Below are 12,777 nucleotides of genomic sequence, written 5' to 3' on the forward strand. Positions count from 1 at the left end.
AGTAAAAAGGAGTGAAACCGTTGGATCGACGTGTACGTAAAACGAGAGAGAAACTATTTCATACGTTTTTGACTTTACTTCGCGAAAAAGGATTCGAAAAAATTACGATTCAAGAAATCGCAGATCGCGCGGACGTGAACCGAGGTACGCTATACTTACATTTTCAAGACAAATTCGATTTACTGGATCAAAGTATCGAGAAGTATTTGCAGGAATTAAATGAAAGCTGCCGGATCGAACAATCGCAAGAAAATCCTGAAGCTGCATTACTTCGTACTTTTGAATATTTACAGCAAAGCTCCGATCTTTATATGTTATTGGTTCGAAGCGAAGGTAATCCGGCTTTTCGTTCCCGTTTGTCTGCTCTGCTCAAAACAAGCGTGGAACAACAGGTTGATCGTTTTGTTGATAATAAGCGGATGGATAAAGTCATTGCGGTTCAGTTTCTCACAACAGCGATCGTCGGGATGTTTGAGTGGTGGCTCACAGAAGGCATGCCCTATTCACCAACGGAAATGGTCGAGCAACTCATGATATTGCTTCAAGTACAAGGTCTATCTTTAAAAGATGCTGAAAGCCATAACGAATCTTCGATTTCTATTTCACACCAAGGGATAAGCTAACTTGTATAGGATTCACGCATTTTGTATGCTTGAGTATAAAAAGAAAAACGAAACCTCAGATCAATCCAAGAATGGAGAAATGAAGAATGAACGAAGCCCGGTCATGGTCAGGACGATTTCGAAGGTTATTTTTGAACAACAAGTTTGTACTGTTTTTATTGGTAGCTTTATTGGTCGGCGTCAACATTTTGATCTTTTCCAAAGTGTCGTTTATTTTCAATCCGCTTTGGGTGCTGCTCAAAACCGTCGTCCTCCCGATTATCCTGACAGGAGTTGTCTATTATTTACTCAATCCAATCGTCGATTTTATGGAAAAAAAGAAGGTTAAACGGGTCTATACCATTTTAGTTCTGTATCTGCTGATTATCGGTCTACTGGTCGGCATCATTACGTTGATCGTTCCGATTATCCGTGAACAGTTACTCGGATTTTTCGAAAACTTCCCGGCTTACAGCCAGACGATCCAAACTGAGTTTGAAAAGTTGATCGGTAGCGACTTGGTCGCGCAATTCCAAGCCGCAACTAATCTCAACACGCAAGAAATCGTGAGTACGATTTCGGAACGAGCGACAACGATTCTGAATCATACGTGGACAGGAATCGGCGGATTGCTTGGCATCGTCAAAGAACTGGTGCTGGCGATCGTCACGTTGCCTTTCATCTTGTTCTACCTGCTCAAAGACGGCCGTAAGCTTCCGAATTATATTTTGAGCTTCATCCCAACGAAACTTCGTCCAGGGACACTCACTGTGCTGAAAGAAGCGAACCACCAAATCAGTTCGTATATTCGCGGTCAGATTATCGTCAGCTTATGTATCGGTGTACTTCTCTATATCGGCTACCGGATTATCGGCTTGGAATATTCTCTTGTTCTGGCGATTGTAGCCGCGTGTACGGCAATTGTTCCTTATCTGGGGCCTGCCATCGCGATCACGCCTGCAATCATCGTAGCCGCAGTTACATCGCCGATCATGCTGCTCAAAATGGTCATTGTCTGGACCGTTGTGCAGTTAGTGGAAGGCAAGTTCATTTCGCCGCAAATTATGGGTAAATCGCTACGTATCCATCCGATCACAATCATCTTTGTCATTTTGACATCGGGTAATTTGTTCGGTGTGGTCGGAATTTTGCTGGCTGTCCCTGGTTACGCAGTGCTGAAAGTATTGGCAACTCATGTATTCGACTGGTTCAAAATGCGTTCTCAGCTTTATCTGTAATTTTTCAAAAAAGATACACATCAAAAAAGCCTTTCGTTCGCAGTTCGCGATTGAAAGGCTTTTTTTGGTTCGTACTCAAATGAAGCTTACGTACGCCCTGTCCAATCCGCTGGCGCGATTTCGTGCCAACGTCTACGAATTTCATCGTATCTAGCTTGATCGAGTGCTCCGGCTTCTAACAACTTTGCGTTTTGATGCCAACGATCCGGCTTTGTCGTCCCGACGATAGCCGTGTGCACGCCCGGCGTCGATAACGTAAAGCGCAGCGCCGTCGCTACCGAATCTTCTTCGGATTGGAATCCGTATTGCAGTTCACGCAGACGTTTCCAATAGACATACGCATAATCGTCTGGATCGACATTGTCGAATAACCATGCCGCATTCGCAATCGGACGTTTTACCGTCACGCCCATATTGCGTTTGATTGCTTCAGGCAAGGTCAGATCAATGACTTCTTGGTCGGCTACGTTGAGCGATGTCTCCAGACTATCAAACACCCCTGTTTGTACCGCGTACAGTGCATCTGTCGTATCTCCGCTATAACCGATAAAACGAGTCTTTCCGTCTTGTTTGGCACGTTGAAGCACTTCGATCACTTCGCCTTTTCGCAGCACTTCTTCGGAGCAGCTATGCAGATGAATCATATCCACATGATCCACTTGAAGTCTTTTCAGACTGCGATCAATGGTTGCCGCCAGCGTAACCGGGTCCCAATCGGCACCGTCAATACGCGAAGCATGACCGCATTTCGTAAATAAGTAAAAGTCGTCTCGTCGATGCGAGATCGCGCGTCCAATGAGTTCTTCGCTGTCTCCGTAACATTCGGCGGTATCAATAATATTCAGACCTTCGTCAATTGCGCTACCCAGTAGCTTGTCTACATCGTTTTGCGAGACACCGCTTCCGATCTCCGACGCTCCAAATCCAAGCACGCTAACATCCATTCCGGTGTTGCCGTAGGTTCTTTTTTCCATGATCCATCCTCCTGTTCAAAGTGACTGCATCTTGATGCCCACTGTCTTTTACCCTTCACCTCTAAAAAGAAAGCGTATTCGCGAATACTTTTTTAAAAATCTTCGCCGGGCAATTCTCCGTTGTCGAAATATTGACTCGGATGCCCGTTAAACGGATGATGACGTTCTCTGTAGGCGCCGTTCGTATAAATACCGATCGTATTTCGCCAAAAAAGCTGCGCGGTTTCGTTATTTTTGAGCTGAGTGACTTTCCAGCGTCCACGGAATTTATCGAATAATAATACTGCCGCTATACCGCCTACGCCCAGACGACGAAACTTACGCAATACAAAAAACTCGACCATATAATACGAAGGCTTTTTGTCGGAATCGTTGGTTTTTTCAACTAACGCCAGACCTCCCGGTTCACCATTCACACGAATCAAAAAAGGAAACTTCCGATCGCTTTTTGTCCAATATTCATCCAGATCCGGATAATTTGGAAACCGCCCATTTTCATCGGCTGGAATATCTAAATACGCTGTAAAATCATATAAGTAAAACTGAAGCAGATTTTCGATCACCGTTCGGCTTTGTTGCGGCACAAGCTCCAACTTTACATTTGGCTCCATTGCTTTCGGCTCCTTTGTCTGGTTGCTTCGTATTTTCATTTTCTATCGTAACCGACAACCTTCTACCTCGGCAAATTTTTGGATTATGGTACACTGGGTAAAGAAGATCCGATGTAGATCAAGCCGTAATTTTTTGAAAAGAGGATATCGATTATGAGTATTCAAAAAACGATCGACCGCGCCAAACTTAATGAAAAATTGCCCGAAATGCCGTGGTATGTTCAGCAATTTATCGATTATAAACTACCGGATTTGTCCCCTTCGACGTTGCTCGAATACGTACGGGATTATGAATCGTTTTTTAACTGGCTACGCGTCGAAGGTCTCTCTTCCGCTCCCAGCTTAAAAGAAGTAACGCTAGAAGAATTAGAATCCCTACGCATGGAACAAGTAACTGGCTATCGACTGCACTTGACGACGCGAACCGAAGGAACCAATTCACGGACAACCGTCACCCGCAAACTTTCGGCGCTGCGCTCTATGTTCCATTATCTTAGTCAAATTGCGGAAGACGAGAACTTTTATCCGTTATTAAAACGTAATGTCATGGCAAAAATCGAAATCAAGCGTACACATAAACCAAAAGATACCGCAGCCAAGCTAAAAGGAAAAATTTTAGAAGAATCCGAACTGACCGATTTTATTGATTATATTCGCGAAGGCTATGCGCTCGATGTTGCCACTAATAAGCAAGCCCTATATGCCCATGCGAAAAATAAAGAACGCGATGCTTCGATCGCGAGTCTGATTTTGAATGCAGGTCTGCGCGTCTCTGAAGTCATCAATCTCAATATCGCCGACCTGGATATGAATCATAAGCTGATCTATGTCATGCGTAAAGGCAATAACGACGAGACGTTCAAAACGCCGGTCTATTTCCGCGATCAAGCTCGCTTCAACCTGGAACGTTATCTAGATTTGCGAGATACGGATTACGCCGCTCCCAAGCGCGAAAAAGCATTGTTCCTTGCGATTCCGAACGGTCAAAAAGAAGGCAAACGAATGACGAAGCGCGCTGTTCAAGCGATGATTATCAAATACGCCAAATATTTCGGCAAACCTTATCTAACCGTTCACAAACTCCGTCATTCTTTCGCCACCGATTACTATTTGCAAAACGATATCTACAAAACCAAAGAACAACTCGGACATGCTTCCACCGAAACCACCGAAATCTATGCCCACCTCACCGACAAAACGATGTCCGAAGCGATCGAACGCCGAAATGACGAATCTTGATACAAAAAAAGAAGCGGAAGTTCCGCTTCTTTTTTAATGCTTTTCTCTTTTCCCACACTCACTACGCCGTTATCGATAAACACCGCCCAGCGCAGCGAAGGCAGAAATTCAGCGAAAGTCGCCTTTGAGCCCGGAAAGCTGTAAGCTTTCTGGGCGAAACAGCGACTTGAACGAATTTCTGCCTTAGCGTCTCCCACGCCTAAGCGAAGCGCCAACGTAACTAGATCGATAACGCCGCCGTAATCACCATCGCACCGATGACATGCAGCGTCCCCGCAAACAGCCCGTGCGCGACGTTACCGCGCTCTGTGCCTTCGTCCAAGTTCAGATTGCCCCACTTCCGCAAAATGAACTCTACGGCACTTTCTAGCGCTAGCAATACGATAAAGGAAATAAACGAAATGATCCAAGCATCCACGATACTTGACGATCCTTCGAGTACATATTTCAAGATCAAAGCTTGAGCAAAAATCTTCATCACTAGACGAACCGTGACCGCAAGATTGCCCCGTCTGATTTCTTGAAAGTCTTTATACTTCGTGAAAAATGAATCGATAATCATTAATAAAGTCAGCAGGATCGCTCCGGAAAGCGTCCATACGACAAGTCTTGCCAAATCCGAAAATTCCACTTTCCGTCCTCCTTGCGCGCCGGCTATGTAAAACCATGAAAAAGCGAAGGAAACCCGCCGCGTACACGCGTTCCCCTTCGCTTGGCTTTGTTCGCTTTTTTAGCGGCGCTTAGCCTGTATTCTTTTTTTGAAGCTTACTCGTTTTTCTCGTACTGCTTCATCAGTGCTTCGAGTTCGCTGTCGACTGCGCTGTTTTTGCCCAATTCCGCAAATTCGTCGTCGAGCGATTTGCCTTTGGAAGACATTTCGTTGCTCGCTTCGGCTTGAGCTTCCATATTCAACATTTTTTCTTCCATACGTTTCATACCGGAAGATGCGCTGTCCGAGTTGAATCCAGACATCGTTTTGTTGATTTCGTTTTGTGCTTTTGCCGCACTGTAACGCGCCACCAACGTATCGCGTTTGTTTTTCATTTCAGTCAATTGCTTACGCATTTCTTCCAGCTTGCCACGCAGGTTGTCCGCAGCCGCTTTGTTTTGATCGAAGCTGTTTTTGTATTCGTTCATTTTCTGTTCAGCTGCATTTTTTTCTTCCAGAGCACGGCGAGCCAGATCTACGTTTTGAGCTTTTGCCGCCATATGCGCTTGCTCTGTACGACGATTTACCAGCTCTTGTTGTTCTTCATACAATTGCTTGAACTTTTTCTCGATTGCGATTTGAGCCGCTACCGCTTTTTCTGCATCGGCAAGGTCTTCTTGCATATCTCGGATATATTGATCTGTCAATTTAACCGGATCTTCGGCTTTCTCGATCATGGCATATACATTGGACAAAGTCAGGTCACGCAATCTTTTAAATACGGACATCTTTTTTTCCTCCTTGAAGTTAACTTTTCTCTATTCATTTGAACCATTACCCTACCTATTACGAATTACGTCACAATCGGTTTCATAATGTACGATAATTATTTTAAAAAATAAAAAAGTGCGAATATGCCCAAGCAAATGATCCCGACCAAAAAAGTTTTGAATCCAAATGCTCTTCTCCTAAATCTCGATTCTTGATCTTCTGTATGAAAATTACTTCGTTGTTCGCTACCTGAATTAAAAACACCTGTAAGGATTCCAGAAATCAATAAAAAAATCAGACCTGTCCACAGAAAAATCTCCATAAGTTCCTCCTTGATGCGTTCGATTTTAAATTGTGCTTCTCTATTATTTTAATTGATTACATCTAATTTGAGAAATATAACCAGTCATCTCATAGAAAAAAAGCTGTTCCTTTACTTAAAAGGAAACAGCTTTTGTTGATGTGCATTTTATAAAACTTTGCTCAAGAAGTCTCTTGTACGCTCATGTTTTGGCGCCCCGAATACTTCTTCAGGGGTTCCTTCTTCGACGATCACGCCGCCGTCCATAAAGATGATCCGATCGCCCACTTCGCGTGCGAAGCCCATTTCATGCGTCACGATGACCATCGTCATGCCATCTTCCGCAAGCTTTTTCATAACGTCCAATACTTCACCGACCATCTCTGGATCGAGTGCCGATGTCGGTTCGTCGAACAACATGACGTGCGGACGCATCGCAAGTGCGCGAACAATCGCGATACGCTGCTTTTGTCCACCGGATAACTGTGCGGGATACGCATTCTTTTTATCAGCAAGGCCGACAGATTGGAGTAAAGACTCCGCATGTACATTCGCATCTTTCGTCGATACATTTTGCAGCTTGGTTGGAGCCAGTGTGATATTTTCCAATACCGTTTTGTGCGGGAACAAGTTGAACTGCTGGAACACCATGCCCATCTTTTCGCGCGTTTTGTCGATATTGTGTTTTTTGTCTGTGATTGATTTGCCTTCGAACAAAATCTCGCCGCCTGTTACTTCTTCCAGACGGTTCATGCAACGAAGAAACGTACTTTTACCCGAACCGCTGGGCCCGATAACAACAACGACTTCGCCTTTTTGAATTTCCGTATCGATTCCGCGCAACACTTCGTTTTTGCCGAACGACTTTTGCAAATTATTAACGGTTATCACCGGCACTCAACCTCCGTTCAAGTAGATTCAATAATTGAGACAAGATCAGCGTCATGACCAGGTAGATCCCTGCTGCGATCACAAGCGGATACAGACCGGAATAGGTCAGTGTACGCACCGCATTGGCTTGGAACATCAGATCTGCTACCCCGATAAACGATACGATCGAAGATTCTTTGATAATAACGACGAATTCGTTACCGATCGCGGGCAGCACGCCTTTGATCGCCTGTGGAATAATGATCGTGCGAAGCGCCATGCCTCTAGGCATCCCCAAAGAACGAGCGGCTTCCATCTGACCTTTATCGACATTTTGGATACCTGCACGGAAAATTTCCGCCAAGTAAGCCGAACTGTTCAGCGACAAGGTAAGAATACCGGATTGTAGGACTGTAAATTTAATATCGAATGCGCTGGCAAGACCGAAGTGGATAATTAACAATTGCACCAACATCGGCGTACCGCGAAGCACTTCGATATAAGCAACAGCAATCCATTTTAGAATCTTTACGCCAGACAAGCGGGCAATCGCAACGATTAGACCGATAATGAAACCGAACAATACGCCCAAAGCGGATAACAGCAGTGTGTACTGTACGCCATCGGCATAAAATCCGCGATACTTCCAGAAGAACGAGAAGATATTGCTTGGAGCCGTATCGCCCGAGCTCAATTCGTTCGCTTGTTGAATGAATCCATCGACTGCATCTGTCGCGCGCAGACGCTCAAGCGTCACATTAATTTCGTTAACCAGTTCAGTATTGCCTTTTTGGACTGCAATCGCCATCGGTGTATCGCTGTCTTCAGGAACGGCTTCGGCAATCGCAAGACCTGGACGGTTTTTCACTTGAGATTCGGCAACTGGCCCTTCGAACACTGCCGCATTGACACGATCCGATGTAAGTAAGCTTACAACGTCCGAGATTGTTTTAACCGCTGTAACTTGAGCATTCGGAATACCGTTCGCAATTTCTTCTTGAATCGAACCGGTCTGTACGCCGATCTGTTCCCCATCCAAAGCATCCATCGTTTTGTATTTATCGACATCCGCTGCGCGAGTCAAAATGACTTGGCGCGACGTGTAATACAAATCCGAGAAATCAACGTTTTGGCGTCTTTCGTCGGTTGGGGTCATCCCCGAGATGATCATATCGATCCGACCGCTTTGCAGCGCTGGAATCAGACTGTCGAATGACATTTGCTCAATGACAAGGGTTACGCCCATGTCTTTGGCAATCTCTTCGGCAATCATTACATCTGATCCGACAACTTTACTTTTTCCGTCTACCGTCATTAAGAATTCATACGGCGCAAAGTCCGGGCTTAACCCGACTTTAATCGTTTTTTCTTCACTTGTGCCTGATGCGCTTTGTGTGCTAGCTTGTCCGTGACCCGGATACAATGCCAGCATTAATATAAGCAGCGCCATCAGCATAGGAATTAACCGTTTAACTTTTAACATGCTCTCTCTCCACTCTGTAAGTAAAATAACAAGCCCTCATTATAGAACGTCATTCATATTTATACAACAATATACGATAAATGTCGCGTACTTTTTTAAAGTTATTTTAAGTTGCCTTAATGCTTACAAAGCCGCGTCATCATTGAAAACGTTTCGTTTGCATGATAAGCTTTGACTTCAAGTACACCGAAATAAGGAGCGTTTATTCATGAATACGAAACAAACGTTATTCAATACGATCGACAATCATGCGGCTGAGCTTACGGAAATCGCTGTATATATCGCAGAGAACCCGGAGCTTGGCAATGAAGAATACAAAGCGTCCGCGAGACTCAAACAATCATTGGTTAATCATGGATTTGAAGTCCAAGCACCCGTGCTGAATATCGAGACTGCGTTTATAGGGACTTTTACTTCTTCGAAACCGGGCCCTACAATTGCGTTACTTTGCGAATATGATGCGCTGCCGGAGATCGGTCATGCTTGCGGCCATCACTTGATTTGCACGATGAGTCTAGGCGCGGCTATTGGCTTAAAAAACTTCGTGAGTGAGCATGGAGGCACGCTACGGGTATACGGTACGCCTGCCGAAGAAACGAGAGGCGCAAAAGTCACGATGGCTGACGCAGGTCTTTTCGATGATTGCGACTTCGCTCTGATGGCACATCCGTATTATTCGTACCAAAAATCCGGTAGCGCTCTTGCAATGGATGCGATTCAATATGAATTTCACGGGAAATCTTCACATGCCGCAGCTAGCCCGGAATCAGGCATCAATGCGCTGGATTCGGTTCTTCTATTATTTAATGCAATCAATGCACTGCGGCAGCAAACTCGCTCCGATGCACGTATTCACGGCATTATTAATCATGGCGGCGTAGCGGCGAATATTATTCCCGACTATGCTTCAGCGCAATTTTATATCCGTTCTGCCGATCGCGCGTATACCAACGAATTGGTCGAAAAAGTTCGACGGATCGCGGAAGGTGCTGCTTTGCAGACCGGTTGCGAACTCAAAATCTCGAACTATGAATATTCGTATGACGAATTGATTACGAATGAGACATTGTCCGAGACGTTCACGCAAAATCTTATTGAATATGGAATTCCGGCAGAAAGTATTGAGGAACCGGTAAACGGCGGTTCAGCGGATGTCGGAAATGTATCTACGCGTTGCCCCGCTATTCATCCGTATATTCAAGTTATTCATGAACGTCATGAGCTGCACAGTATTGGATTCCGGGATCTGGCACAACAAGAACCTGCTTATCAAGCAATGATTTTGGGTGCCAAAATTCTTGCGGCAACTGCATACGATACCGTCACGATTCCAGGTCTATTGGAAAAAGTTCAAGCCGAGTTCAATCCAAATGCGGCTCCACAAACATCTTCCGTTTAAACTTATATTCTACTATTGATCCTGCTTTTGTTTTCTCGAAAGTGGGATTTTTATTATTGATAAGATTGGTTTCAGTGTCAACTTTTTCCGGGTAATAACGTCCATCTTTTCGACGCTGGGTAACTTGACTTCCTAATTGAATTTCAACTGCCGTCACTGTTTGGTAATCCATTCCGATCGACCGATTCGACGTCTCATAGTAGAGATGATGCAGCAGTTTGGATAAAAAAAGGGGAGATTTTATGTTTCGCGAAGCGATGTATCATGTACCACGTGACAAATGGGCTTATTCATACGACTTACATACCATTCATTTACGTTTTCGCACCAAAAAAAATGACGTCGATCGCGTAACCGCAATGACCGGCGACAAATATGATTGGAACCGTACTTATTTTGAAGTCGAATTGGAAAAAGCAGCAACCGACGAATATTTTGATTATTGGGAAGGTCCTGTGCGCCCAAAGTTCAAGCGTGTCGCTTATATTTTTCGTTTGATTTCAGGAGACGAGACGCTATTCAAAGCCGATAACGAATTTCACCAAGGCTTCCCTTCTCCAACAGGAGGATTTTACGAGTTTCCTTATATTCACGTTGTCGATCTGTTTGCCGCGCCGGACTGGGCAAAAAAAGCGATCTTTTACCAGATCATGCCGGATCGGTTTGCAAACGGTAATCCCGCGATTAATCCTCCAAACACACTTGAATGGGGTGCGCAACCGACATTAACCGATTATTTCGGCGGTGACCTGCAAGGCGTACTGGATCATATCGACTACTTGGTCGATCTTGGCATCAATGCTATTTATTTTACGCCGATCTTTACTGCCATGACTTATCACAAATACGATACGGTCGATTACAAAACGATTGATCCGCATCTTGGCGATTTGACCGTACTCAAGCAACTGGTTGAAATCTGCCATAGCAAAGGTATAAAAGTAATCCTCGACGCCGTGTTCAATCATTGCAGCGATCAATTCCCGCCTTTTCAAGACGTTGTTCGAAAAGGTTCTTATTCGCCTTACGCGGACTGGTTCCATGTCAATACGTTCCCGCTCGAAGTACAAGAAGGCATTCCGACTTACGATACATTCGGCTTTTACGGCAACATGCCTAAATTTAATACAGGTAATGAAGAAGTGCGCAAGTATTTGCTTGGCGTCGCTAAATATTGGATCAAAGAAGTCGGGGTCGACGGTTGGCGTTTGGACGTAGCCGATGAGGTCGATCATCACTTTTGGCGTGAATTTCGAGATGTGGTCAAAGGGGCAAAACCGGATGCGTATCTAGTCGGAGAAGTCTGGAGCGATTCGCTTTCGTGGTTGTTAGGCGATCAATTCGATTCCGTCATGAACTATCCATTTTCCGATAAAGTATTGGCGTTTTTCGGCGGCGGAATGGATGGGTATCAATTTGCGAGCCATATGAGCAGTCTGCTTATGCGTTACCCGCAGCAAACGAACGAAGTCGTGTTCAATATGTTGTGCAGTCACGATACCCCTCGTCTACTCACTCGATTAGGCGGCGATCAACGCAAGTTGAAATTGGCAATCGTGTTTTTATTTACGTATATGGGTACGCCTTGTATTTTTTACGGCGACGAAATTGGTCTTCAAGGCGGCGCCGATCCCGATTGTCGAAAATGTATGGAATGGGAGCCGTCCAAGCAAGACCGTGAACTCCATAGCTTTTACCGCTTGATGATCAAACTTCGCAAAACGTACCCAGCTCTACGCGGCGGACGTTTTCGCTTCCTGATGGCGGAATCGGGTGATCCTTGTATTATATACGAGCGGATCGACGATCATATCCATTTTACAATCTGGATGAATAACACCGGGCAACCGAGCATTTTGTCCCATCCGATGGAAACGGACGATTGGTGCGATGCTTTGACAACAGATCGCGTGCCTACGATCGACGGACGGCTTGCGATCCCACTCGACGCTTACGGCTACCGAATCTTATACCGTAATCTGGCACAAGCAGACGCGAACGTAGGTTAAACCCAAATCTTTTTGCAAAGCGCTTTTTATTTCCGCCAAAATGTCGTAGATTCTACTTTATCTTCAATATTGAATGCAATGATATTTTTCAACAATTCATAATCGACCTGACTTTTCCACGGAATCCGAAACATCTGATTCGTATAGGTATACCCCGAAGCGGCGATCTGATCGGTGAAACGATCCAGCGCCGCTTTTTCCGGTGCCACCGACATATGTGCTTTCGCGGCACTAAACGCAATAATAAACGTCTCATGATCCGTAAACATCGGCTGATTCCAAGCGATCTTCATCCCAAGTTGCGGAAACGTAGTATGTATCCATTCAAAAATATGTTCAAATCTTTCTTTCCGCAACGGATCATCCAACTTATCCAAATACTCCTTAAACACTTCCACCCCAATCCCTCCTATTTTTCTTTTTTGGTTTGCTTTTGCTTTATTCTCTTCACTTTACTACTCCTCTCCATTTTGCCGAACAACCTTCCCTTTCACAAGACCCAAAAAGACCGAATTTTATTGAAGGTTTTGGTTTTGAAAAAGTTGCTATTGAGCAACATGAAGCGGCGAAAGAAGAGATTTAGTGAAGGAACGATAGTGTTCGCCTTTGAAATTGGAAAAAACCAAATAAA

The 12,777-nt window shown here is 44.8% G+C and carries 13 protein-coding genes; 5 read left to right on the forward strand and 8 right to left on the reverse strand.

The genetic code is table 11. The features are described from left to right. Positions 1–20 precede the first annotated feature (20 nt). Both NOM90_RS01695 and NOM90_RS01700 read left to right on the forward strand, forming a co-directional pair. Positions 21–623, forward strand: coding sequence for a TetR/AcrR family transcriptional regulator (locus tag NOM90_RS01695; RefSeq protein WP_255939516.1), 603 nt, complete (start codon positions 21–23; stop codon positions 621–623). Positions 624–709: 86 nt separating this feature from the next. After that, positions 710–1,840, forward strand: a complete 1,131-nt coding sequence (locus tag NOM90_RS01700; RefSeq protein ID WP_255939517.1) for an AI-2E family transporter — start codon at positions 710–712, stop codon at positions 1,838–1,840. Positions 1,841–1,926: 86 nt separating this feature from the next. Here NOM90_RS01700 and NOM90_RS01705 read toward each other — a convergent pair whose 3' ends face one another. Then, positions 1,927–2,814 carry an aldo/keto reductase gene (locus NOM90_RS01705; protein WP_255939519.1) on the reverse strand — a complete coding sequence of 296 codons (888 nt, stop codon included), beginning with the start codon at positions 2,812–2,814 and terminating at the stop codon, positions 1,927–1,929. 92 nt (positions 2,815–2,906) lie between these two features. Then, on the reverse strand, positions 2,907–3,425 hold the full coding sequence (locus NOM90_RS01710; RefSeq protein ID WP_255939520.1) for a GNAT family N-acetyltransferase: 519 nt from the start codon (positions 3,423–3,425) through the stop codon (positions 2,907–2,909). Positions 3,426–3,578: 153 nt separating this feature from the next. On the opposite strand from NOM90_RS01710, the gene xerS reads away from it, so the two are divergent. Then, the gene (xerS, locus tag NOM90_RS01715; RefSeq protein WP_255939521.1) at positions 3,579–4,664 is read left to right on the forward strand and encodes a tyrosine recombinase XerS; all 1,086 of its coding nucleotides are present in this window, start codon (positions 3,579–3,581) and stop codon (positions 4,662–4,664) included. A 220-nt stretch (positions 4,665–4,884) separates the two neighbouring features. Here the strand turns inward: xerS and NOM90_RS01720 are convergent, their stop codons facing one another. The 5 genes from NOM90_RS01720 to NOM90_RS01735 form a co-directional block, all read right to left on the reverse strand. Next, positions 4,885–5,295 carry a DUF350 domain-containing protein gene (locus NOM90_RS01720; protein WP_255939523.1) on the reverse strand — a complete coding sequence of 137 codons (411 nt, stop codon included), beginning with the start codon at positions 5,293–5,295 and terminating at the stop codon, positions 4,885–4,887. 134 nt (positions 5,296–5,429) lie between these two features. Further along, positions 5,430–6,101 carry a PspA/IM30 family protein gene (locus NOM90_RS01725; protein WP_255939524.1) on the reverse strand — a complete coding sequence of 224 codons (672 nt, stop codon included), beginning with the start codon at positions 6,099–6,101 and terminating at the stop codon, positions 5,430–5,432. Positions 6,102–6,199: 98 nt separating this feature from the next. Continuing rightward, complete coding sequence (locus NOM90_RS19295) at positions 6,200–6,406, reverse strand: DUF5316 family protein (protein WP_370866548.1); 207 nt, start codon at positions 6,404–6,406, stop codon at positions 6,200–6,202. 147 nt (positions 6,407–6,553) lie between these two features. Beyond that, positions 6,554–7,276 (reverse strand): amino acid ABC transporter ATP-binding protein, encoded by a 723-nt coding sequence (locus NOM90_RS01730; protein ID WP_255939525.1) that lies wholly within the window; start codon positions 7,274–7,276, stop codon positions 6,554–6,556. Next, on the reverse strand, positions 7,263–8,738 hold the full coding sequence (locus NOM90_RS01735) for an ABC transporter substrate-binding protein/permease (RefSeq protein WP_255939527.1): 1,476 nt from the start codon (positions 8,736–8,738) through the stop codon (positions 7,263–7,265). Before NOM90_RS01735 ends, NOM90_RS01730 begins: the two co-directional genes overlap by 14 nt. Before the next feature lie 208 nt (positions 8,739–8,946). Here NOM90_RS01735 and NOM90_RS01740 point away from each other — a divergent pair, with 208 nt between their 5' ends. Then, entirely contained in the window at positions 8,947–10,137 is a 1,191-nt protein-coding gene (locus NOM90_RS01740; RefSeq protein WP_255939529.1) for a M20 family metallopeptidase, read from the forward strand. 242 nt (positions 10,138–10,379) lie between these two features. Then, the gene (locus NOM90_RS01745) at positions 10,380–12,146 is read left to right on the forward strand and encodes an alpha-glycosidase (RefSeq protein WP_255939531.1); all 1,767 of its coding nucleotides are present in this window, start codon (positions 10,380–10,382) and stop codon (positions 12,144–12,146) included. A gap of 26 nt (positions 12,147–12,172) precedes the next feature. Here the strand turns inward: NOM90_RS01745 and NOM90_RS01750 are convergent, their stop codons facing one another. Next, positions 12,173–12,544, reverse strand: a complete 372-nt coding sequence (locus NOM90_RS01750; RefSeq protein WP_255939532.1) for an iron chaperone — start codon at positions 12,542–12,544, stop codon at positions 12,173–12,175. Positions 12,545–12,777: the final 233 nt, after the last annotated feature.

The sequence above is a fragment of the Saccharibacillus sp. JS10 genome, from assembly GCF_024436065.1.
Lineage (GTDB): Bacteria > Bacillota > Bacilli > Paenibacillales > Paenibacillaceae > Saccharibacillus.

Bases quoted from the DNA above. Each gene is read 5' to 3' on its own strand.
- NOM90_RS01725 (WP_255939524.1), bottom strand. From the start codon at position 6,101: ATGTCCGTATTTAAAAGATTGCGTGACCTGACTTTGTCCAATGTATAT.
- NOM90_RS01710 (WP_255939520.1), bottom strand. From the start codon at position 3,425: ATGGAGCCAAATGTAAAGTTGGAGCTTGTGCCGCAACAAAGCCGAACG.
- NOM90_RS19295 (WP_370866548.1), bottom strand. From the start codon at position 6,406: ATGGAGATTTTTCTGTGGACAGGTCTGATTTTTTTATTGATTTCTGGA.
- NOM90_RS01705 (WP_255939519.1), bottom strand. From the start codon at position 2,814: ATGGAAAAAAGAACCTACGGCAACACCGGAATGGATGTTAGCGTGCTT.
- NOM90_RS01740 (WP_255939529.1), top strand. From the start codon at position 8,947: ATGAATACGAAACAAACGTTATTCAATACGATCGACAATCATGCGGCT.
- xerS (WP_255939521.1), top strand. From the start codon at position 3,579: ATGAGTATTCAAAAAACGATCGACCGCGCCAAACTTAATGAAAAATTG.
- NOM90_RS01745 (WP_255939531.1), top strand. From the start codon at position 10,380: ATGTTTCGCGAAGCGATGTATCATGTACCACGTGACAAATGGGCTTAT.
- NOM90_RS01735 (WP_255939527.1), bottom strand. From the start codon at position 8,738: ATGTTAAAAGTTAAACGGTTAATTCCTATGCTGATGGCGCTGCTTATA.
- NOM90_RS01700 (WP_255939517.1), top strand. From the start codon at position 710: ATGAACGAAGCCCGGTCATGGTCAGGACGATTTCGAAGGTTATTTTTG.